The following is a 20757-nucleotide window of genomic DNA, read 5'->3' on the forward strand; positions in this document are numbered from 1 at the left end:
CCCGCCCCGGCAAACCCGCCGATGTTTTCCACCGGCCCGCCGGGTGACTCGGCACCCAGACGAGTGCTGCCCGTCAAGACGACTGCTGCCCGTCAAGCCGAAGGCCCGGGAGGTCCGCACATGAGCACCAAGGTCTCCGACCAGATCCTGCAGCGCCTGCGCGATTGGGGGGTGGACCACGTCTTCGGCTATCCGGGCGACGGCATCAACGGGCTGCTCGCCGCCTGGGGCAGGGCGGAGAACCAGCCGCGGTTCGTGCAGTCCCGGCACGAGGAGATGTCCGCGTTCGAGGCGGTCGGCTACGCGAAGTTCAGCGGCCGGCTCGGAGTGTGCGTGGCGACGTCCGGACCGGGGGCGATCCACCTGCTCAACGGCCTGTACGACGCGAAGCTCGACCATGTGCCGGTCCTGGCGATCGTCGGCCAGACCCACCGTACGGCGATGGGCGGTTCGTACCAGCAGGAGGTCGACCTGCACACGCTGTTCAAGGACGTCGCCTCGGACTTCATCGAGACGGTGACGGTCCCCGAGCAGCTGCCGAACGTCATCGACCGCGCCATCCGCACCGCGTACGCCCGCCGCTGCCCCACCGCGATCATCGTCCCCGGTGACGTGCAGGAGCTGGACTACTCGCCGCCCACGCACGAGTTCAAGATGGTCCCCTCCAGCCTCGACCGCAGTTCCTGGACGGCCGTTCCCTCGGAGGACGCGCTGCAGCGCGCCGCGGAGATCCTCAACTCCGGTGACAAGGTGGCGATCCTGATCGGCCAGGGCGCCGCCGGAGCACGCGCCGAGGTCGAGCGGATCGCCGAGGTGCTGAAGGCCGGCGTCGCCAAGGCGCTGCTCGGCAAGGACGTCCTCAGCGACGAACTCCCTTACGTCACCGGCTCGATCGGTCTGCTCGGCACGCGGCCGTCGTACGAGCTGATGCGGGACTGCGACACCCTGCTGACCATCGGATCCTCCTTCCCCTACACGCAGTTCATGCCGGAGTTCGGCAAGGCGCGCGGCGTGCAGATCGACATCGACCCGCACATGGTGGGGATGCGGTATCCGTACGAGGTGAACCTGGTCGGCGACGCGAAGGCGACGCTCGAACGGCTCATCCCGCTGATCGACCCGGCCCGCGGGCCCGAGTGGTACGACACGGTGTGCGACAACGTGACGCGCTGGCGCGGGGTGATGGAGCGGCGGGCGCAGCTGTCCGCCGACCCGATCAACCCGGAGTACGTCACCCACGCGCTGGACGCGCTGCTGCCCGAGAACGTGATCATCACCTCCGACTCGGGTTCGGCGGCCAACTGGTACGCACGGCACCTGACGATGCGGCCCGGGATGCGCTCCTCGCTCTCGGGCACGCTGGCGACGATGGGCCCCGGGGTGCCGTACGCGATCGGCGCGAAGTTCGCGCATCCGGACCGACCCGCGATCGCGCTGGTCGGGGACGGGGCGATGCAGATGAACGGCCTGGCGGAGATGATCACTGCGGCCAAGTACCGCCATGCGTGGGAGGACCCGCGGTTGATCGTCGCCGTCTACAACAACCGCGATCTCAACCAGGTCACCTGGGAGATGCGGGCCATGGAGGGCGCGCCGTCGTTCCTGCCCTCGCAGGAGATCCCGGACGTGCAGTACGCCGCGTTCGCCCGCTCCCTCGGGCTGACCGGTGTGCGGGTGGAGAAGCCCGAGGACGTCGAGGCGGGCTGGCGCGCGGGACTCGAGGCGGACGGCCCCGCGGTGATCGAGTTCCTCACCGACCCCGCGGTCCCGCCGATCCCGCCGCACGCCACCTGGGAGCAGATGGAGGCCACGGCCGCGTCCATCCTCAAGGGCGACGCGGACCGCGGCTCCATGATCAAGCAGGGGCTGAAGTCGAAGATGCAGGAGTTCCTTACGGGTCACGAGAAGAAGTAGCCGGGGGCTGCCAGGGCTGCTGACTCAGGGATCTCCACCCACGGGTGGGGCGAGCGCTCTACCCGTGGGTGGGGGGCGGTTCAGCCCGTGGGTGGTGGTGGTCCGTGGGCCCGCGAAGCAGTCTTGAGGCATGGACTCGCTTCGCTCCGCACTCGCCGCGGTCATCGCCGTCTGTGCCGCCGTGTTCGTCGCGGCGTGGCTCCTCGGCGCGGTCTACTTCGGCGCGAAGAGAGGCTCCGGCGCACGGGAGCTGGCCCGCGATCTTCGCCGGACCCTGCCGCGCCGGGTCGCGCTGATCGCCGGTGCCTGGCTGCTGGGACTGCTGGTCCGGCAGACACCGGGGTCCTGGCGGCATCGGCTCGAGTTCTGGCAGCCGGAAATCGCGCTCCTGGGTGCGGCGCTGGCCCTCGCCTCCACCACCTGGCTGCTGTGGGCGCGGTGGGTCCTGGGCACGATGTGGGCGAGCATCCCGATGGTCCGCGAGCACCATGAACTGCGCACCGACGGCCCGTACCGGATGGTCCGCCACCCCATCTACACCGGGATCCTCGGGCTGGTCGCCGGCGCCATGGCGGCCTGCGGCTTCGGGGTGTGGGTGCTGGTCCTCGCCGTCGCCGTGCCCTGGCTGCTGCGCCGGGTCCGGATCGAGGACGGCATGATGGCGGACCGGTTCGGCGCGTCCTACGAGGCCTACCGCGCCCGCGTTCCGGCCCTCATACCCTCGCTCCGCCCGACCCGGGGCGTCCTGCGACGGGCCCACGGCCACCGATAGGGGCACCCGCCGGCGTGCGGTGCGCCGTCATGGCGAGCCGTACGTCCTGGGCGGCGTCCGAGGCCCGGAAAGGGGGGTCTTCTCGTTCCGGTCGGTCTTCTTGGTTTGCAGCAGCAGCTCCTCGTAGCGGCCCAGTGCAAGCACCACGCCGAGCATGAGGAGCGGGATGAACACGGCGATCAGTGCCATGGCCGTTCCCTCCCGGAGATGGGAGTGGGGGGCATCTGCCGGGTCTCCCTGCCCTCGTTGCGCAAACCCTCGTGTCGGCCTCCGCTCATCGGGTACGCGGTGCCCATCCCGAAGATCTGGAGGGAGTCTCATGCAGCGAGGCAGCGATCGGCTGAGCGTCCATCGCGACGAGGAGATGAAGCACGAACTGCGGGGTCTGCTCCGCTCCGGGCACCCGACCCGGACCGAGGAGTGGCACGACCCCGAGCCCACCGCCGACGACGACCCCGAGATCGCCGGCGGCCCGATCGCCCCGGGAGGTTCCGCCGCGTCCCTGGCCTCGGTCCGCACGGAACTGGCCCGGCACCTGAACCGCCACGCGTTCCCCGCGGGCCCCCGCGACCTGGCACGCGCCATGCGCCGGTCGTACGCCCCGGACGCCCTGGTGGAACCGGTGGAGCGCCTGCCGCGCACGGCGAAGTACACCACGGTCCAGCAACTGGCCGAGGCGCTGGTGGAGTCCGGCCGGGAGCAGCAGGGATAGCCCGAGTCGGTGGGGCGAGGGCCCGTGCCCGTACGGCGGGCCGGCCGGGCCCTCGCCCCACGAACGCATAGCCCCCGGCCCCAGGGGTACTGCGGGCGTCGTCATGCCGACGACGGCCGCGGTGCTCCCACCGGCCGGGGAACGGAGAAGGGCCGACTGTGATGGCTGATTTCGTGAGGGAGGTCATGACGCCGGGCGTGGTCGCCGTCCGCCCCGACGCGTCACTGGTCGAAGCGGCGCAGTTGATGCGCACGCAGGACATCGGCGATGTGCTGGTGGCCGACGGACAGACGATCGTCGGTGTGCTCACCGACCGCGACATCACGGTGCGCGCGGTCGCCGAGGGGATCGACCCGCTCACCGTGAGCGCGCGGTCCGTGTGCACGCCGGATCCGGTCGTGATCGGCCCGGACGATCCCGTCGGGACGGCCGTCGCGCTGATGCGCACGCACGCCGTGCGCCGTCTGCCGGTCGTCGAGGACGGGATGCCGGTCGGTGTGGTGAGCCTCGCCGACCTCGCCGTGGCCGAGGACCCGGACTCGGCGCTGGCCGAGATCGGCCGGGCCGAGCCGACGGGCGGTGCCACCGCGTGAGCCGGGGCCAGGCCGCGGAGATCAGTGCCACCGGTGTCAAGGTCGACGTCGGTGACGTGACGACCCGTTACCTGCTGTACGGCCTGCTGCCGAGCTGGTTCGTGCCGGGTCTCGCCGACTGGGTGATGCACCGGCGCACCCGGATCGAGGACACGGCGGGCACCAAGGAGTCGCTGATCCACTCGCTGATGATGGCGGAGGTCGGCCTCCCCATCGCGCTGACCCTGCGCTACGAGGTGAACCCTCTGTTGCTGGCGGTGCAGTTGGGCGGTGCCGCGGTGCACGAGGCGACCGCGCTGTGGGACGTGCGGACGGCGGTGGAGAGCGACCGCGAGGTCAAGCCGATCGAGCAGCACATCCACAGCTTCCTGGAGTCCCTGCCGTTCGGCGCGCTGGCCGCCCTGACGTGCCTGCACGCCGACCAGGTCAGGAAGCTGCTGCGCGGTGGCGACGGCGACCCGGACGCCTGGCGGCTGGTGCCGCGACGGCGGCCGCTGTCCCGTGGCTATCTCGCGGGGATCGCCGCCGCGATCGGTACGTGCGTGCTGCTGCCGTACGGCGAGGAGCTCGTGCGCTGTGTGCGCGCGGGCCGTCGGAACAAGAAGCGTGCCACCGGTGACGAGGCCGAGTGGCGTGCGCCGAAAGGACGTTGAGACATCATGCGTATCGCATTCCTGACCGCACCCGAGGGTGTCGAGCAGATCGAGCTGACCGACCCGTGGCAGGCGGCGAAGGACGCCGGTCACGAGCCCGTGCTGGTATCGACGAAATCCGGTGAGATCCAGGCGTTCAACCACCTCGACAAGGCGGACACGTTCCCGGTGGACGAGGTCGTCGGGGAGACCTCGGCGAACTCCTTCGGGGCTCTCGTCCTGCCGGGCGGGGTGGCGAACCCGGACTTCCTGCGCATGGACGAGAAGGCCGTGTCGTTCGTGCGGGACTTCTTCGACCAGGGCCGCCCGGTCGCCGCCATCTGTCACGCGCCCTGGACCCTGATCGAGGCGGACGTCGTACGGGGGCGGGTGCTGACCTCTTGGCCGAGCCTGCGGACGGACATCCGCAACGCGGGCGGCACATGGGTCGACGAGCAGGTGAAGATCTGCGACCACGGCACCAACAAGCTGGTCACCAGCCGCAAGCCGGACGACCTGAAGGCGTTCTGCGACGCCTTCCTGCACGTGTTCTCCGAGGGCGCCGGCTGAGGGCCTACCGGGCCGGCCGCCGGCGCCCCGGTGAGCGGCGCCGTCAGGAGCGGGGAGTCATCGACTCCCCGCTTCCGCGTTCCCGGGCCCCTTCCCGGGTGCGGCCCGCGGCCACCATGCGCTGCGGATTGCGGCGCAGGAACTCGCCCTCCAGCTCGGCCATGCGGTCGTTGTGGGCCCGCAGCGCGCCGCTGGAGCCGTAGAGCAGCGTGTCGTGGCGTGTGCGGTGGATCGTCTCCAGCTCCTTCATGAGCTGCTGGTCGTCCAGCCTGCCGACGTCGACTCCGGTCATGGTGGTTTCCCGCTCGTCGTGTTCGTCCATGCGGTCCGGGTACCCGCCCGGCGGCAACAACCCCAAGTGGCATCTGGGAGGGAGCCATGGATCTCGCCTTTCTCCACCCACTCTACGAACATCCGGGCCCCTGGGCCTCCGTGTACGTCGACACCTCGCGGCATACGGAGGACACGCCCCACGAGCGGCATCTGACCGCCGTGGCGCTGGCCCGGGACCTGGATCGGCAGGGTGCGGACGAGGCGACCTGCCGGGCCGTCCGGGCGGCCCTCGACGAGCTGCAGCACTCCTCCGAGCCCCACGGCCGCGCCCTGTTCGCCCGGGCCGGCGAGGTGGTCCTCGACCCGCCGCTGGCCCGGCCCCCGATGCGCGACAGCGCCCACTGGGCGCCGCTGCCGCACACGGCACCCCTGCTGGAGCTGGCCGGCGAGGACCCCCTATGCCTGGTGGCGTACGTGGACCGCAGGGGCGCGGACCTGGAGCTGCGCAGCGCCATGGGCCGGGAGGACGCCGGCTCGGTCACCGGCCGCCAGTGGCCGGTGCACCGCACGAGCACGGTCGACTGGTCGGAGCGGCACTTCCAGCTGAAGGTGGAGAACACCTGGGAGCACAACGCGGCCGAGGTCGCGCAGGCGCTGGCCGCCTGCCAGGAGGAGACCCGCGCCGACCTGCTCATTCTTGTGGGCGACGACCGGGAGCGGCGGTCCGTGCACGAGCGGCTGCCGAAGCAGTTGCAGACGCTCGCCGTCGAGGCGCCGCACGGCACGGGCAGCAGGCTGCTGGACGAGGACGTCGAGCGGGCCCGTGGCGAGCATGTGCGGCAGCGGGCCGAGCGGGAGCTGGAACGCTTCCTGTCGGCGCGTGAGCCGGACGGCGAGGGTCACGCCGGCGCGGTGGAGGGTGTCCCGGCTCTGGTGGAGGCCGCCCGCGAGCACCGCATCGACGAGCTGCTGATCCGCCCGGACGGGCCCGACGCCCACCGCGAGGTGTGGATCGGCGAGGACCCGGACCAGCTGGCGGTGCGCCGCACGGACCTGAAGATCCTCGGGGAGCAGCACTCCTGGCTGGCTCGCGCGGACGACGCGCTGATCCGCTCGGCGGTGGCCACGGGCGCCCCGGCCCTGTCGGTGTCACCGGCGCCGGACCGTGAGGCCCCGGTGGGCGGTCTGGGAGCCCTGCTGCGGTGGACGTGAACAGGGCCCCCGCCCCGGGGCCCCCGACCACCGGGCACCGGCCACCGGCCCCCGGCCCCCGGCCCCCGGCCCCCGGCCCCCGGCCCCCGGCCCCCGGCCACGGGGCTACCGCACCCGCTCCACGCGCCGCTCGTCCCACACCGGCTCCGGAGTCTCCCGCACCCGGCCGTCACTTCCGAAGACCAGATAGCGGTCGAACGAACGGGCGAACCACCGGTCGTGGGTGACGGCGAGCACCGTCCCGTCGAAGGCCTCCAGGCCTTCCTGGAGCGCCTCGGCGGACTCCAGGTCGAGGTTGTCGGTCGGCTCGTCGAGCAGCAGCGCCGTGACGCCCTGCAGTTCCAGCAGGAGGATCTGGAAGCGGGCCTGCTGGCCGCCGGAGAGCCGGTCGAAGCCCTGCTCGGCCTGACCGGTGAGCTCGTAGCGGCGCAGCCGGGACATGGCCGCGCCCCGGTCCTGTGAGTATTCCTGCCACAGGATGTCGAGCAGTGTGCGGCCCATCAGCTCGGGGTGGGCGTGGGTCTGGGCGAAGTGCCCGGGCACCACCCTCGCCCCGAGCTTCCACATTCCCGTGTGCGCCACGTCCTCGCCGGCCAGCAGCCGCAGGAAGTGGGACTTGCCGGAGCCGTTGGAGCCGAGGACGGCGACGCGTTCGCCGTAGAAGACCTCCAGGTCGAACGGCTTCATCAGGCCGGTGAGCTCCAGGCCCTCGCAGGTGACGGCCCTGACGCCGGTCCGGCCGCCCTTGAGCCGCATGGTGATGTCCTGCTCGCGCGGCGGCTCGGGCGGCGGGCCCGCCTCCTCGAACTTGCGCAGCCGGGTCTGTGCGGCCTGGTAGCGCGAGGCGAGTTCATGGCTGATGCTGGCCGCCTGGCGGAGGTTCAGCACCAGCTTCTTCAGCTGGGCGTGCTTCTCGTCCCAGCGGCGGCGCAACTCCTCGAAGCGGGCGAAGCGTTCGCGCCGGGCGTCGTGGTACGTGTCGAAGCCGCCGCCGTGCACCCAGGCGTCGGCGCCGGCCGGGCTCGGCTCCACGGACACGATCTTCTGCGCCGCCCGCGCGAGGAGTTCACGGTCGTGGGAGACGAAGAGGACGGTCTTGCGGGTCTCCTTCAGCCGCTCCTCCAGCCAGCGCTTGCCGGGCACGTCGAGGTAGTTGTCGGGCTCGTCGAGCAGCAGCACCTCGTCGGTGCCGCGCAGCAGCGCCTCCAGCACGAGCCGCTTCTGCTCACCGCCGGACAGGGTGCGCACCTGCCGCCACTGCGCCTTGTCGTACGGCACCCCGAGCGCGGCCATGGTGCACATGTCCCACAGGGTCTCCGCCTCGTAGCCGCGTGCCTCGGCCCAGTCGGCGAGGGCCTGCGCGTACTTCAGCTGCGCGGCCTCGTCGTCGACGGTCATGATGGCGTGCTCGGCCCGGTCGACGGCCTGCGCGGCGTCGCGGATCCGGGGCGGCGCCACCGACACGAGCAGGTCGCGCACGGTCGTTTCGTCCCGTACGGAGCCCACGAACTGCCGCATCACGCCCAGGCCGCCACTGACGGTGACGGTCCCGCCGTGCGGTTTCAGCTCGCCGGAGATCAGCCGCAGCAGGGTCGTCTTCCCTGCCCCGTTGGGTCCGACGAGGGCCACCACGGCCCCTTCGCCGACCCGGAAGGACACATCGCCGAGCAGCGCCCTCCCGTCGGGGAGGTAGTACTCGAGGTGCGCGGCTTCCAGATGTCCCATGAGGCGGCATTCTCCGGGCCGCGGCGCGGAGACGGCAAACCCTTATCGGTCGGTGGCAGGTCGGTCACTCGGTGTCGACGGGGCGTCCGGCCGGTCCGCCCTCTCCGGCGGGAGCCACCAGGGCCCCCGCCCACGACAGCGCCTTCCACCCGTCCCGCGGGGAGCCGTCCAGGATCACCACGCCGGTGTTCCGCAGCGGATGGGCGGCGGCGAAGGGCACGTCCACGTTGTCCGCGCGAGCCGCGGTCCACATGCGGATGGCGGCGCCGTGGCTGACCATGGCGACCGTGCCGGCCCCGCTCGCGGCGGCCTCCGCGACCACGGCGTCGTACCGCGCCAGCGCCTCCGTGCCGCTCTCGCCGCCGGGCATCCTCAGCTCGGTCTCCCCCGCCGCCCAGGCGAAGACCGTCTTCATGTACAGCAGTCCGTGCTCGGAGTCGCCGGGCAGCATCTCCAGGTCGCCGGCCGACACCTCGCGGATGCCGTCGCGCACCAGCGGCTCGAGCCCCCGGGCGGCGGCCAGCGGGGCGGCGGTGAGCCGGGTGCGCACCAGGGTGGAGACGTACAGGGCCTCGATGTCCTCGTCGCCCAGCGCCTCCGGCAGGGCCGCCGCCTGCTGCTCGCCGAGTTCGGTCAGGGCCGCTCCCGGTACGGCGGTGTCCAGCAGCGCCTCGACGTTGGACGGGGTCTGGCCGTGGCGTATGAGGAGCAGACGCATACAGGGAGCCTTCGTGTGTCGGTCGCCGCCCGCCGGACAGGAAACGGGCACTTCAGGGTACCCGCCGACATATGAGCCCAGACCTCGACCGCTGCGTCCCGAAGCTCGGACTCCACCCCCTGCGCGACCGGTTCCTCGCGCTCGACTGCCGTCTTTTCGAATCCGTCGCCGAGCGGCACTGGCCTTACGCCCAACGGGTTCTGCCGCGGCTGAGCCGGAGCGCGAACCACGGTGTGCTGTGGTTCGCGACGGCGGCCGCGTTGGCGGCGAGCCGCACGCCGCGGGCCCGCCGGGCCGCCGCCCGCGGTGTCGCCTCCCTGAGCCTGGCCTCGCTGACGATCAACACGCTCGGCAAGCGCTCGGTGCGCAGGTCGCGCCCGGTCCTTGATCCCGTTCCGCTGGGGCGGCAGCTGAAGCGGCAGCCCGGCACCACGTCGTTCCCGTCCGGCCACTCGGCGTCGGCGGCGGCCTTCGCGGCCGGCGTGGCGCTGGAGTCGCCCGCGTGGGGCGTGGCGGTGGCTCCGGTCGCGCTGGCCGTGGCGCTGTCCCGGGTGTACACGGGCGTGCACTTCCCGAGCGACGTGTTCGCGGGCGCGGTGCTGGGCGCGGGCGCCGCGTTCGCGCTACGGGGCGTGGTCGCCGTGGCGAACACCGCCTCGGGCACCGTCGAGCGGATCCGGGCGCGGCGCGACGGCCTCCCGGACGCCGAGGTCGCCGTGGTCCGCGAGTCCACATAGCAAGACGTGGGTCTCATCATTCGACATGCAGGCGTACGGTGAAGCGCACCGACGAAGCGTCGAACAGGGGAGTTCAGCCATGTCGCAGCCGCAGGAGACCGCCGTCTACACGCACGGGCACCACGAGTCGGTGCTCCGCTCGCACACCTGGCGGACCGCCGCCAACTCCGCGGCGTATCTCCTCGGCTCGCTGAAGCCGCACATGAGGATCCTGGACATCGGCTGCGGCCCCGGCACCATCACCGCGGACCTGGCGGCCCTGGTCCCGGACGGCCATGTCACGGGCGTCGACCACGCGCCCGGCATCCTGGACCAGGCCAGGGCGACGGCGTCCGAACGCGGCCTGACGAACATCGACTTCGCGGTCGCGGACGTGCACGCCCTGGACTACCCGGACGACACGTTCTGCGTGGTCCACGCCCATCAGGTGCTCCAGCACGTCGGCGACCCCGTGCAGGCGCTGCGCGAGATGAGGCGGGTCACGAAACCGGGCGGGTTCATCGCCGTCCGCGACTCGGACTACGCGGCCATGACCTGGTATCCGGCCTCTTCGGGGATGGACGACTGGCTGGAGCTGTACCGGCGGGTGGCCCGGGCCAACGGCGGTGAGCCGGACGCCGGGCGCCGGCTGAAGTCCTGGGCGCTGCGGGCGGGGCTCACCGACATCACCGCCACCTCGGGCACATGGACCTTCTCCACGCCGCAGGAACGGCAGTGGTGGAGCGGGCTGTGGGCGGACCGGACGCTGGCGTCGGCCTACGCCGAGCGCGCCACCGCGGGCGGGCACGCCACGCGGGAGCAGCTGAGGGCGGTCTCGGAGGCCTGGCGGGAGTGGGGGGCGCGGGAGGACGGCTGGTTCGCCGTCCTCCATGGGGAGATCCTGTGCCGAAAGAATTAGGAAGATCACTCGCGCGGCAGCAGCGGTCCCAGCGGCCCGAGGTCCAGGTTCAGGTCCTCGGGCCGCAGGCCGTAGCGTTCGCGCAGTTCGGTCATGCGGTCGTCGAGGAGCATGAGCGTGAGCCCGATCCGCTCCTCCTGCTCCTCGCTGAGGTCGCCCGTGTCGAAGCGGCGCAGCGCCTGGCGTTCCATGAGCTGACGCAGCAACTCCACCACGGTCAGGACGAGTTTGACCAGATCGCGTTCGACCGTGTCGGGTTCCAGGTCCAGCCGGTTGCGCTGGGCTGTCATAGCAACTCTCCCCAGGGCGAGGGAACTTGTTCGTTCACCGAGCTGATCAGGGCGTTGAGGTCGATGCGGACCAGGTCGACGTCCGCGATGCGCAGGGTGATGTCGCCCTTGATGACGACGCCGCCGGCCAGCAGCCGGTCGAGCAGGTCCACGAGGGCGATCTCCCGGCGTTCCACCACGGTCATGCTTCTTCCCCCGCAAAGGAATAGGCAGCCCACGGTCCGGTGAGTTCGACCCGCATTCCGACGCTGTCCACGTGGGTTTCGTCCTTCGTCCGGTCGACCAGTTCCACGAATTCCTCGGAATCCTGGCGGGGTACGAGATAGGCGGCGTTCAGTACGTTGCGGCCGGAAACCCCGGACAGCGCGGGATTCTGCGGGGCGTGCATCCGCGAGTCCTCGGCATAGGCGGAGAGCGTGGCGTGCAGCCGGTTCGCGAACTCCTCCGTGCGCTGCCACATGTCCTCGTTCGCGTGCACGCGCATCCGGCGCTGGCGCAGATAGTCCCGGCCGGACGCCGGCTTCGCCGTGGGGGCGGCCTCGCTCTGCTGCGGCTCGGTCTCGGCGTACACCTTGACGCCCCACTCCACCCGGCCCTCCAGCCGGTCGAGGGTGCGCCGGAACTCGTCCTCGCGCTCTTCCAGCATCACCCGGACCCCGCTGTCGTCGCGGAAGACGGTGGCCATCCGCAGGGGCAGCGGGGTGGTGACGACGGTGAGCGCGTCGATCACGCTCTGGTGGGCCCGCGCGGTCTCGGTCAGCCAGTCCAGGTCCTCCAGACGCCGGTGGAGCGGCTCCTCCGCGAAGTCCCGCTCCGGCACGTGGCTGACCACGGCGATCAGGCCGTGGTGGGACAGCATTCTGGGCGGATCGCCGGCGACCCCCTTCAGCTGTGCCTGCAGCGGCGTGCCGAAGGGGCGGCAGACGGCGTAGACGTAGCGCAGTCCGCTCATGCCCTGTCCTCCTCCTCGCGCTCCCGGTCCGCGACGGCGGCCTCCAGGGACTCCAGCCGGGCCAGCCGTTCGCGCAGCTCGGCGTTCTCGCGGGACAGTTCGTTGCGTCGGGCGCGGGAGGACAGCGCGGGGTCGTCCTCCCACCAGTCGATGCCCATCTCCTTCGCTTTGTCCACCGAGGCGACGATCAGCCGCAGCTTGATGGTGAGGAGCTCGATGTCGAGAAGGTTGATGCGAATGTCACCGGCGATCACGATGCCCTTGTCGAGCACGCGCTCCAGGATGTCGGCAAGGTTGGCGCCCGAACCCTGACCGTAGGGTTCGGGCATCCGGCCGGCCATGCTCATCGGCGGCTCCCGCCACCGGCGTGCTCGTACTCGGGCTCGGGCTCTTCCTCAGCCTCTTCCTCGTCCTCGTACTCGCCCTCGGGCTCCTCGCCCTCTTCTTCCTCCTCGTCGTACTCCTCTTCGCCGCGAGGCTCCTCGTCCTCTTCGGCGCCCTCTTCTTCCTCGTCGTACTCGCCCTCGGGCTCCTCTTCGCCCTCTTCGCCCTCGTAGGCGTCCTCGCCTTCCTCGGCGCCCTCCTCCGAGCTCTGCTGCGCCTCCTCCTCTTCCTCGGCTATCGCGTCCTCGTGGCTGCGTACGACCTCGCCGTCGCGGATCTCACCGCGCCAGCTGTCCTCGGTCTCGCCCTTGAGGGTGATGAAGCGGACGTAGTTCTTGAGGTCGAGCCGGGCGCGGCGGCCCTGGGCGCGCCAGATGTTGCCGGTCTTCTCGAACAGACCCGAGGGGTAGTACTCGATGACCAGCAACACGCGGGTCAGGTTGTCGTCGAGCCGGTGGAAGGAGACGACGCCCTTGGTGGTGCCCTTGGCGCCCTCCGAGGTCCAGGCGATCCGGTCGTCCGGCACCTGCTCGGTGGTCTTCGCCTTCCAACTGCGGTTGGACCAGAAGACCTTCAGCTGCCAGTCGGACTGGGTGTCGTCGGAGCGGCTCGCGCTCTTGACGCCCTTGGCAAAGGTGCTGAAGTCCTGGTACTGGGTCCACTGGTCGTAGGCGGTGCGCCGGTCCACGCCCACGTCGACGGACTCGAGGATCACCGTCGGCTTCTTGCCCGCCGCCTTCTTGCGCTTGCCCTTGCCCCCACCGAGGCTCTTGAAAGCGCCCATGACCTTGTCCTTGGCGTGAGAGGCCCCGAGTTCCAGGGCGGAGCGCAGCGGCCCCTTGCCCTCTGCCAGCTTGCGACCGCCGTCCAGGGCGAGCTTGGCAAACCCGGGGCTGTTGCCCTCGGCTATGTCGTTGAGCTTGCCGGTGGTCTGGCCCAGCTTGCGGCCGACGCCCGTGAGCAGGCGAGTGGCCTGTGCGGCGAGGTACTCCTGAGCCTCGGCCTTGAGCCGGTCCGCAGCCTCGCTGTGGGCCAGGTCGGTCAGCGGGGAGGCCTTGTCGGTCGCTCCACGCGCGGTCGAAGTGGCTGATCCGACTGTCTCGGTCATCACTCACCGCCTCCCTTCGGCCGACGGGAACGGGCTGCGCGCGCGCCGCCTCCGGCCGATGCCGTCTTCTTGGCGGTCTTCTTCGCCGGTGCCTGCTTGCTCGCGGTCCGCTTGGCCGCCGTCTTCTTGGCCGGAGCCTTCTTGGCCGGGGCCTTCTTCGCGGCCGTCTTCTTGGCCGGGGCCTTCTTGGCCGGTGCCTTCTTGGCGGTCCGCCTCACCGGCTCCCGGTCCTCGTCGGATTCCGAGGACTCCTCGTCCTCCGCCTCCGGCTCCTCGTCCTCGGGCTCCTCGTCCTCGGGCTCTTCGTCCTCCTCCGGCTCCTCGTCCTCCTCCGCCTTCGGCTCCTCGTCCTCCTCCGGCTCGGGTTCCTCGTCGTCGTACTCCTCGCGAGGTTCCTCTTCCTCAGTGTCCTCCCGCCCGGCGTCCTCGTCCTCCTCGTCGGAGGCGAGGCCACCGGTCGCCTTGCCGGCCACGCCCGTCAGCTGGTCGCGGACCTGGGCGGTACGGCCGTGCAGGCGGTCGGCGAGGGCTTCCATCTGCCGCTCCACCATCGCGCCGGAGGCGGCCTTGCCGACACCCCGCATGTCCTCGCGCAGCTGATCCCCGATCTCCTTGAACTGCGGATTCTTCTGCAGCTGCTGGGACATCAGATCCGCGATCGCCCGCGGGCTCAGATGCATCCGCTTGCCGGCCACGATTGAGCCCAGCGCGAATGCCATCTTCATTTTCTTGGTACGTCCCAGGACGTACCCGGCCCCTACCGCGAGGCCCAGTCCTACTCGGTTCATAGCGCCGTCCCGTTGCCTGTGGCCCCGCTTCTGCGGAGGCCGGTCTCAAGCCGGTCCAGGAGTTCGTCCTCCTGCCGGTCGAACTCCTCCTCGTCTATTTCTCCGGCCTCCAGCTGCTCCTCGAGCTTGGCGAGTTCGGCCCTGATCGTGGAGGGGTCGTAGTAGATCCGCTCCGCCTCCTGCACGACCTGCTTGATCACCCACCCGCTGCCGCGCACCGGGGCGAAGGGAAGCAGGACCAGCTCACTGATCAGTCCCATGTGTGCTCACTCCTGGGCGATGCCCGGACCCGCTGCTGTGCCCGCGTGCTCGGCGGGGCCCGGATCGACGAAGCTGTACGGGGGCAGCGGCCCGTTGACGCGCAGCTCGATGTGCGGATGGCTGTTGCGGACCTGGTCCACCGTCGCCAGGAAGCTGTCGGCGTCGTCGCGGTCCACCAAGAAGGACACGTTGAACAGCCAGCCGCTGGACTCGGGGCCGGCGGCCACGGCCGCGGCGACGGGTTCGAGGGCCTGCTGCAGTTCGGTGGCGTCCTCGCCCTCGCGGGCCTTGACCGCGGCCACCACCATCTCGCCGAGCCTGAGCCGGTCGTCGTAACTACCGCCGCCCGCCTGCCGGTTGGCCTCGGTCATGGCGCGGATGTCCGGGTTCCCGGACATCACGAGGTGCAGGACGGCCTCTTCCTGGTGGGAGGCCTTGACGTTGTACTCGACCTTGCCCTCCAGGGCGCCCAGCCGCTCCGTGTAGTGGTCGGAGCGCTCGGTGAGGACGTCCCTGACCGTGTCGTCGTCCGGTGCGACGCTGCCGAAGCGCATGGGCAGCACCACCCCGCCGGCGCCCGCCTCGGCGAGCACCGCCTGATGGGCGAGCAGATCCTTGCGCTTGGGCCGCAGCCCCTCGGGCGCGTCGCTCACGACGGCCGCCAACTCCCCGGCCTGCAGGACCCGCACCTGGCGGGGCGGATCACCGACGCCCACCAGGTCCTCCGGGAGCGCGGGGTGCGAACTCGCGGTGATGCCGTACACGTACGTGCTCACTCCTGCTCCTCCTTCCTGCGCGAGGCAGTGGTCTTGCGGGTGCGCGGACGGGACTGGGTCTCCCGCTCCTGTCCCTCGTCACGCGCCTGCTTGAAGGCGCCGGACACGGTCTCGGCGGCTCCGGAGAGCGCGCCCTTGGACTTGCCGCGCGCGCCGGACTCGGTCACCTCACCGACCAGGTCGGGCAGGCCGGGGTCCTTGTGCGGACCGGACTCCAGGTCCAGCCGGTTGCACGCCTCGGCGAAGCGCAGGTAGGTGTCGACGCTGGCCACGACGACACGCACGTCGATCTTCAGGATTTCGATGCCGACCAGGGATACCCGTACGAACGCATCGATGACCAGACCCCTGTCGAGGACGAGTTCCAGAACGTCGTAGAGGCCGCTGGAACCGCCCCCACCGCCGGTCTGCTGTGCCGGGACAACGGTCATGCCGACCGCGCCTCCTTAGTCTGTGGTTTCGGGAATGTGAGCGGGTCGGCGACCTAACGGCCACCGGGCCGGGCATCGGCCCGCCCGCGTTCGTAACGGCGGACTCGTCGGTATCCGGTCAGTTGACCGTCGGGGTCGAGGTCGACCTGATAGCTCGCCATCAGGCTCATCGTGTCCGGCACCCGGGTCAGCTCCAGAACCTCGATCTCAAGAGACCAGCCGTCGTCGGTCTGCTCGAAGGACGAGACGCTCTCGGCGGTCATGCCCGTCAGCTCCGCGAGCTGGGTGCGCGCCTGGCGCAACACCTCCATCGGGCTCGACCGCTTGCTCGTCCCACTATTCGCTTTGTCCGAATTCTGTGACTTCTGTGAATTCTGGGATTCTTGTGAGTTTTTTGTGTCAGACATGGCCACCTCTTGTTTGCGGGTGGCCGCAATATCAGCCGCCAAACATTCATGCGCCCCGCAAGGCGTCCAGCCTGCGACGGGCGGGCCCGAGTGCGCGTTTTCTGCTCATGAGGCCGGCCCACGGGTCGCCGCGGACCTGTTCCACCGCGTCGGCGATCGTCCAACGGCGCGCGTGCAGGCCCGGATCGTCGAGCTGGGCCCAGTCCATCGGGGTGGCCACCGGCGCCCCGGGCAGGGCACGGACGGTGAGGGGGGCGACCGCGGTCTGCGCGTAGGCGTTGCGACCCACGTCGAGGTAGAGCCGGTCGCCGCGGTCCTTCTTGCGGGCGGCGGTGGTGAGCCGGTCGGGGTGGGCCTCGACGAGGGCGTCGGCGACGTCCCGGGCGAACTCCCGGACCTCGTCGAAGTCGTGCCGGCCGTCGACCGGCACCACGACGTGCAGGCCGCGCGAGCCGGTGGTCATCAGGGCGCTGGGCAGCTTGAGCTCGTCGAGGAGCTCACCCAGCCACCGGGCCGCCTCCCGCACCGCCCCGAAGTCGTCACCCGCCGGGTCCAGGTCGAACACCATCCGGTCGGGCCGGTCCACCGCTCCCACCCGGGACAGCCAGCGGTGCAGGGTGACAGCGGCCTGGTCGGCCAGGTACACGAGGGTGGCCACGTCGTCGCACACGGTGTGGCAGACGGTGCCGCCCTCCTTGGCCAGCTCGACGCGGGTGATCCAGTCCGGGTAGTTCTCGGGGGTGTTCTTCTGCATGAAGCGCGGGCCGTCGATGCCGTCCGGGTGCCGTTCCAGCATCAGCGGACGGCCGCGCAGGTGGGGCAGCATGAACGCGGCGGCCGACCGGTAGTGGTCGACGAGATCGCCCTTCGTGTACTCCTTCGCGTCGCCGCCCCCGGGGAAGAGCACCTTGTCCGGGCGGTGCACCTCCACCCTCCGGCGCCCGGCCCGCACGGTCCGTACACCGTCGTCCCGGCTCACGACACGACCGCCTCCTCCACCAGAACCTTCCCGGCCGCCGCGATCGACTCGGCGTCGATGCCGGCCGCGTGCAGCTGCTCGTCGGGCGAGGCGGAGCCGGGCATACCGCGCACGGCGAGCCGCACCAGCCGCGGCACTGGCCGGCCGTCGAGGAACGCGTCCAGGACGGCGTCGCCGAGGCCGCCCTCCTCGTGGTGGTCCTCCACGGTGACCAGGCAGCCGGTCTCCTCGGCGGCCCGGCGCAGCGTGAGCCGGTCGACGGGCTTGACCGAGTACAGGTCGACGACCCGGGCCCGGATGCCGTCCCGCTCCAGCGCGTCGGCGGCGGCCAGCGCCTCGTGCACGGTGACGCCGGCCGCGACGAGGGTCAGCCGGTCGTCGGCGGAGGAGCGCAGCACTTTGCTGCCACCGATCGGGAACTCCTCGTCGGGGCCGTAGATCACCGGGCTCTCGCCGCGGGAGGTGCGCAGGTACCGGACGCCCTCGCAGCCCGCCATCGCCGCGACGAGCTGGGCGGTCTGGTTGGCGTCGCAGGGGTACAGCACGGTCGAGCCGTGCACGGCCCGCATCATCGCGAGGTCCTCAAGACCCATCTGGGAGGGCCCGTCCTGACCGATGGCGACCCCCGCGTGCGAGCCGACGAGGTTGATGCCGGCCCCGCTGATGGACGCCATGCGCACGAAGTCGTGGGCGCGGGTCAGGAACGCCGCGAACGTGCAGGCGTACGGCACCCAGCCGCGGGCGGCGAGGCCGACGGCGGCGGCGACCATCTCCTGCTCGGCGATGTAGCACTCGAAGTAGCGCTCGGCGTGTTCCTTGGCGAAGGCCTCCGTGCGCGTGGAGTCGCCGACCTCGCCGTCGAGCGCCACCACGTCACCGCGGCCGCTGCCGAGCGCGGCCAGCGCCTCCCCGAACGCGTTGCGGGTGGCGACCTCCTCCCCCTTGTCCCAGCGGGGCGCTTCGTAGTGGCCGGCGCGTACGGCGTGCAGCATGCGCGCGGCGGGCGGTTCCTGCACCTGGACACGGATGTCGCGGGGGCCGCCGAGCTCGGCGATGGCCTCGTCGGCGTCGGGCAGCGGCTTGCCGTGCAGGCCCTCGCGGTCCTGGACGGCCTCCACGCCCTTGCCCTTGAGGGTGCGGGCGAGGATCGCGGTGGGCTGGCCGACGGTCGAGGCCGCCTCGCCGTAGGCGCGGTCGATCGCGTCGACGTCGTGCCCGTCCACCTCGATGGTGTGCCAGCCGAACGCCTGGAAGCGGCGGGCGTAGGCGTCGAGGTCGTGCCCGTGCCGGGTGGGTCCGCGCTGGCCCAGCCGGTTCACGTCGACGATCGCGGTGAGGTTGTCGAGATGCTCGTACGCCGCGTGCTCGGCGGCCTCCCACACGGACCCCTCGGCCAGCTCGCTGTCCCCGCACAGCACCCACACGCGGTAGCCGCTGCGCTCAAGTCGCTTGCCCGACAGCGCGATACCGACGCCGACGGGGAGCCCCTGGCCGAGCGAACCGGTGGCCGTCTCGACCCACGGCAGCCTGCGGGGGGTCGGATGCCCCTCGAGCCGGCTGCCGAGCTTGCGGAAGCTCAGCAGTTCGTCGTCGTCGACGGCGCCGACCGCCTTGTAGGCGGAGTACAGCAGCGGCGAGGCGTGTCCCTTGGACAGCACGAAGCGGTCGTTGCCGGGGTGGGCGGGACGGTCGAAGTCGTAGCGGAAGTGGCGTGCGATCAGTACGGCCACCAGGTCCGCGGCGGACATCGAGGACGTCGGATGCCCGGACCCGGCGGCAGCCGCGGCCCGCACACTGTCGACCCTCAACTGCTGTGCCAGCTCGGTGAGTTCGGCGGTGTTCATGCGTCTCCTTCCGTGGGGGTGTCGGAACGGCGAACGGATCCGGGAGCCTGCGCGCCCTCACCATCACGCGCCTTCCCACCCGACTCGCCGCCGGCCGGTGGGCCTGGCTGATTCTTCGCGGCCTCACCGCCGGGCTGATTCTTGGCCGGCTCGGCGCCCGGCTGGTTCTTGGCGGCCTCGCCACCCGGCTGGTTCTTGGCGGGCTCAACGCCCGGCTGGTTCTTGGCGGGCTCAACGCCCGACTGGTTCTTGGCGGCCTCAACGCCCGACCGTTCGTCCACGACTTCGGCCTTCTCGGTCGTGTCCGTGGTGTCCTCGGCCGTGGCCGCGCCCGGGCCGGAGCGGGCCTCGGACTGTGATCGGTCCTCCGGCCGGCCCGCCACGCGCGCGAGTTCCGGGGAGGCCGTGTCGAGGGGCACCGACCAGGAGCGTACGAGGCCCAACTGGACCGCCTGGCGCGGCAGTACGGCGTCCAGGAGCCAGTCGGCGGCGACCCGGACGCGGTTGCCGGGCATCGCGGCGAGGTGGTAGCCCCGGGTGACCGCGCCCGCGATCGGGCCGGACAGCGGGACGCCGAACGGATTGGCGGCGGCCTTGACCCCGCCCAGGTCGACGACGAATCCCAGGTCCCGGTGGCTGTAGGCCCGCTGCTCGCCGTGGCCCAGCGACGCGGCGACGTTGCGGCCCGCGACCTTCCCCTGCCGCCACGCGTGCTGTGCCGTCATCGGGGTGTACTGGCCGGGCTTCTCCAGATCGGGTACGGCGGCCGCGTCCCCGGCGGCGAACAGCTCGGGCCGGCCCGGCACCCGCAGGTGCGGATCGACCAGCAGCCGGCCGCGTTCCATGGGCAGCCCCAGGGACTCGGCGAGCGGATCGGGCCGTACGCCCACGCACCACACGAGCGAGCGTGTCGGCACGAACTCCCCGTCGGTGAGCAGCACCCCGTCGCGCGTGGCCTCCTTGACGGAGGTGCCCATGCGCACGTCGACGCCCCGCTCGCGCAGCACGGCGTCGGCGGTGCGGGAGAGGTGTTCGTCGAGTTCGGGCAGGACCCGTTCGGCGATGTCGAGCAGCAGCCAGCGCGGCCGCATGCCCCGCCGCAGCGGGTGCTTGCGGACCTGCGCGTCGGTGAACAGCTGCCCCTGCGCGGCGACTTCGGTACCGGTGTACCCCGCGCCGACCACCACGAAGGTGCAGCGCGCGGCGCAGGTCTCCGGATCGTCCGCGGTCGCGGCCAGCTCCACCTGCCGGGTCACGTGGTCGCGCAGGTACAGCGCCTCGGGCAGCCCGCGGAAGCCGTGCGCGTGCTCGGCGACGCCCGGGATGGGCAGCAGTTTGTTGACGCTGCCGGCCGCGAGCACCAGCCGGTCGTAGGCGAGGGTTCCGCCGTCGCCCTCCGGCCCGGTGTAGTGCACGGTGCGCCCGTCGAGGTCGATCGCGTCGGCCTCGCCGAGGACCAGCCGGACGTGCGGCAGGGTGCCCGAGAGGGAGACGGTGACCCGGCGCGGCTCCAGGATGCCGGCGGCGACCTGGGGCAGCAGGGGCAGGTACAGGAAGTAGTCGGTCGGATTCAGCAGGGTGACCTCGGCCTCGTGCCGCATCGACCGGGACAGGGTGCGGGCCGTCTGGTACCCGGCGAAGCCGGCTCCGACGATCAGGATGCGGGGTCGAGCCACGGTTCGCCTCCGGCGCTGTCGCGTACGTCGTGCGGAAACTTCCGCGTCCCCCTGGTCAGGGCCGCCAAACGTGCGCCGGTTGCCGCTCCGGCCCCCGGGTACCCG

The 20757-nt window shown here is 71.5% G+C and carries 25 protein-coding genes and 1 pseudogene; 9 read left to right on the plus strand and 17 right to left on the minus strand.

Annotated features, from left to right (window positions below; genetic code table 11):
• Positions 1-120 precede the first annotated feature (120 nt).
• Positions 121-1914, plus strand: a complete 1794-nt coding sequence (locus ACIGDI_RS17370) for a thiamine pyrophosphate-requiring protein (protein ID WP_399896969.1) — start codon at positions 121-123, stop codon at positions 1912-1914.
• A gap of 130 nt (positions 1915-2044) precedes the next feature.
• Positions 2045-2686, plus strand: coding sequence for a methyltransferase family protein (locus ACIGDI_RS17375; RefSeq protein ID WP_399896973.1), 642 nt, complete (start codon positions 2045-2047; stop codon positions 2684-2686).
• A gap of 27 nt (positions 2687-2713) precedes the next feature.
• On the opposite strand, the gene ACIGDI_RS17380 is transcribed toward ACIGDI_RS17375, so the two are convergent.
• A complete protein-coding gene (locus tag ACIGDI_RS17380; protein WP_399896976.1) occupies positions 2714-2875 on the minus strand; it encodes a hypothetical protein in 162 nt (53 codons plus the stop codon).
• Between the two features lie 130 nt (positions 2876-3005).
• Here ACIGDI_RS17380 and ACIGDI_RS17385 point away from each other — a divergent pair, with 130 nt between their 5' ends.
• From ACIGDI_RS17385 to ACIGDI_RS17400, 4 genes are all read left to right on the plus strand, one after another.
• On the plus strand, positions 3006-3398 hold the full coding sequence (locus ACIGDI_RS17385; RefSeq protein ID WP_399896979.1) for a DUF2795 domain-containing protein: 393 nt from the start codon (positions 3006-3008) through the stop codon (positions 3396-3398).
• 161 nt (positions 3399-3559) lie between these two features.
• Positions 3560-3991, plus strand: coding sequence for a CBS domain-containing protein (locus tag ACIGDI_RS17390; RefSeq protein ID WP_399896982.1), 432 nt, complete (start codon positions 3560-3562; stop codon positions 3989-3991).
• Positions 3988-4644, plus strand: coding sequence for a diguanylate cyclase (locus tag ACIGDI_RS17395; RefSeq protein ID WP_399896985.1), 657 nt, complete (start codon positions 3988-3990; stop codon positions 4642-4644). The genes ACIGDI_RS17390 and ACIGDI_RS17395 overlap by 4 nt, the downstream gene beginning before the upstream one ends.
• Positions 4645-4650: 6 nt before the next feature.
• Positions 4651-5193 (plus strand): type 1 glutamine amidotransferase domain-containing protein, encoded by a 543-nt coding sequence (locus tag ACIGDI_RS17400; RefSeq protein WP_399896988.1) that lies wholly within the window; start codon positions 4651-4653, stop codon positions 5191-5193.
• 43 nt (positions 5194-5236) lie between these two features.
• Here ACIGDI_RS17400 and ACIGDI_RS17405 read toward each other — a convergent pair whose 3' ends face one another.
• Complete coding sequence (locus tag ACIGDI_RS17405; RefSeq protein ID WP_399896991.1) at positions 5237-5515, minus strand: DUF6158 family protein; 279 nt, start codon at positions 5513-5515, stop codon at positions 5237-5239.
• Positions 5516-5571: 56 nt separating this feature from the next.
• On the opposite strand from ACIGDI_RS17405, the gene ACIGDI_RS17410 reads away from it, so the two are divergent.
• Positions 5572-6678, plus strand: a complete 1107-nt coding sequence (locus ACIGDI_RS17410; protein ID WP_399896994.1) for a Vms1/Ankzf1 family peptidyl-tRNA hydrolase — start codon at positions 5572-5574, stop codon at positions 6676-6678.
• A 105-nt stretch (positions 6679-6783) separates the two neighbouring features.
• On the opposite strand, the gene ACIGDI_RS17415 is transcribed toward ACIGDI_RS17410, so the two are convergent.
• Entirely contained in the window at positions 6784-8403 is a 1620-nt protein-coding gene (locus tag ACIGDI_RS17415) for an ABC-F family ATP-binding cassette domain-containing protein (protein ID WP_399896998.1), read from the minus strand.
• A gap of 64 nt (positions 8404-8467) precedes the next feature.
• Entirely contained in the window at positions 8468-9121 is a 654-nt protein-coding gene (locus tag ACIGDI_RS17420; protein WP_399897001.1) for a histidine phosphatase family protein, read from the minus strand.
• Positions 9122-9192: 71 nt separating this feature from the next.
• Here ACIGDI_RS17420 and ACIGDI_RS17425 point away from each other — a divergent pair.
• Together ACIGDI_RS17425 and ACIGDI_RS17430 are read left to right on the plus strand one after the other, a co-directional pair.
• A pseudogene (locus ACIGDI_RS17425) lies at positions 9193-9834 on the plus strand (phosphatase PAP2 family protein); the annotation flags it as partial.
• Between the two features lie 103 nt (positions 9835-9937).
• On the plus strand, positions 9938-10756 hold the full coding sequence (locus ACIGDI_RS17430) for a class I SAM-dependent methyltransferase (protein ID WP_399897004.1): 819 nt from the start codon (positions 9938-9940) through the stop codon (positions 10754-10756).
• 5 nt (positions 10757-10761) lie between these two features.
• Here the strand turns inward: ACIGDI_RS17430 and ACIGDI_RS17435 are convergent, their stop codons facing one another.
• Genes ACIGDI_RS17435 through ACIGDI_RS17495 form a run of 13 tightly spaced genes read right to left on the minus strand, consistent with a single transcriptional unit; the run spans position 10762 to position 20652 of the window.
• Positions 10762-11046: a gas vesicle protein K gene (locus ACIGDI_RS17435; protein ID WP_399897007.1), complete on the minus strand. Its 285-nt coding sequence runs from the start codon at positions 11044-11046 to the stop codon at positions 10762-10764.
• Positions 11043-11231 carry a gas vesicle protein gene (locus ACIGDI_RS17440; RefSeq protein WP_058922134.1) on the minus strand — a complete coding sequence of 63 codons (189 nt, stop codon included), beginning with the start codon at positions 11229-11231 and terminating at the stop codon, positions 11043-11045. The genes ACIGDI_RS17435 and ACIGDI_RS17440 overlap by 4 nt, the downstream gene beginning before the upstream one ends.
• Positions 11228-11998, minus strand: a complete 771-nt coding sequence (locus ACIGDI_RS17445; protein ID WP_399897010.1) for a GvpL/GvpF family gas vesicle protein — start codon at positions 11996-11998, stop codon at positions 11228-11230. Before ACIGDI_RS17445 ends, ACIGDI_RS17440 begins: the two co-directional genes overlap by 4 nt.
• Positions 11995-12345, minus strand: coding sequence for a gas vesicle protein (locus tag ACIGDI_RS17450; RefSeq protein ID WP_200697843.1), 351 nt, complete (start codon positions 12343-12345; stop codon positions 11995-11997). The genes ACIGDI_RS17445 and ACIGDI_RS17450 overlap by 4 nt, the downstream gene beginning before the upstream one ends.
• Positions 12342-13490, minus strand: coding sequence for an SRPBCC family protein (locus ACIGDI_RS17455; protein ID WP_399897014.1), 1149 nt, complete (start codon positions 13488-13490; stop codon positions 12342-12344). Before ACIGDI_RS17455 ends, ACIGDI_RS17450 begins: the two co-directional genes overlap by 4 nt.
• Positions 13490-14278: a DNA primase gene (locus ACIGDI_RS17460; protein ID WP_399897017.1), complete on the minus strand. Its 789-nt coding sequence runs from the start codon at positions 14276-14278 to the stop codon at positions 13490-13492. The genes ACIGDI_RS17455 and ACIGDI_RS17460 overlap by 1 nt, the downstream gene beginning before the upstream one ends.
• Entirely contained in the window at positions 14275-14538 is a 264-nt protein-coding gene (locus ACIGDI_RS17465) for a gas vesicle protein GvpG (RefSeq protein WP_351567627.1), read from the minus strand. Before ACIGDI_RS17465 ends, ACIGDI_RS17460 begins: the two co-directional genes overlap by 4 nt.
• 6 nt (positions 14539-14544) lie before the next feature.
• Complete coding sequence (locus ACIGDI_RS17470) at positions 14545-15315, minus strand: GvpL/GvpF family gas vesicle protein (protein WP_399897020.1); 771 nt, start codon at positions 15313-15315, stop codon at positions 14545-14547.
• The gene (locus tag ACIGDI_RS17475) at positions 15312-15746 is read right to left on the minus strand and encodes a gas vesicle structural protein GvpA (RefSeq protein WP_399897023.1); all 435 of its coding nucleotides are present in this window, start codon (positions 15744-15746) and stop codon (positions 15312-15314) included. Before ACIGDI_RS17475 ends, ACIGDI_RS17470 begins: the two co-directional genes overlap by 4 nt.
• Positions 15747-15799: 53 nt before the next feature.
• Positions 15800-16153, minus strand: a complete 354-nt coding sequence (locus ACIGDI_RS17480) for a gas vesicle protein (protein ID WP_399897026.1) — start codon at positions 16151-16153, stop codon at positions 15800-15802.
• Between the two features lie 46 nt (positions 16154-16199).
• On the minus strand, positions 16200-17132 hold the full coding sequence (gene ligD, locus ACIGDI_RS17485) for a non-homologous end-joining DNA ligase (protein ID WP_399897029.1): 933 nt from the start codon (positions 17130-17132) through the stop codon (positions 16200-16202).
• Complete coding sequence (locus ACIGDI_RS17490) at positions 17129-18976, minus strand: transketolase (RefSeq protein ID WP_399897032.1); 1848 nt, start codon at positions 18974-18976, stop codon at positions 17129-17131. Before ACIGDI_RS17490 ends, ligD begins: the two co-directional genes overlap by 4 nt.
• Positions 18973-20652, minus strand: a complete 1680-nt coding sequence (locus ACIGDI_RS17495) for an NAD(P)/FAD-dependent oxidoreductase (RefSeq protein WP_399897035.1) — start codon at positions 20650-20652, stop codon at positions 18973-18975. Before ACIGDI_RS17495 ends, ACIGDI_RS17490 begins: the two co-directional genes overlap by 4 nt.
• Positions 20653-20757: the final 105 nt, after the last annotated feature.

It is taken from the genome of Streptomyces sp. NPDC085900 (assembly GCF_044540925.1).
GTDB lineage: Bacteria > Actinomycetota > Actinomycetes > Streptomycetales > Streptomycetaceae > Streptomyces > Streptomyces gilvifuscus.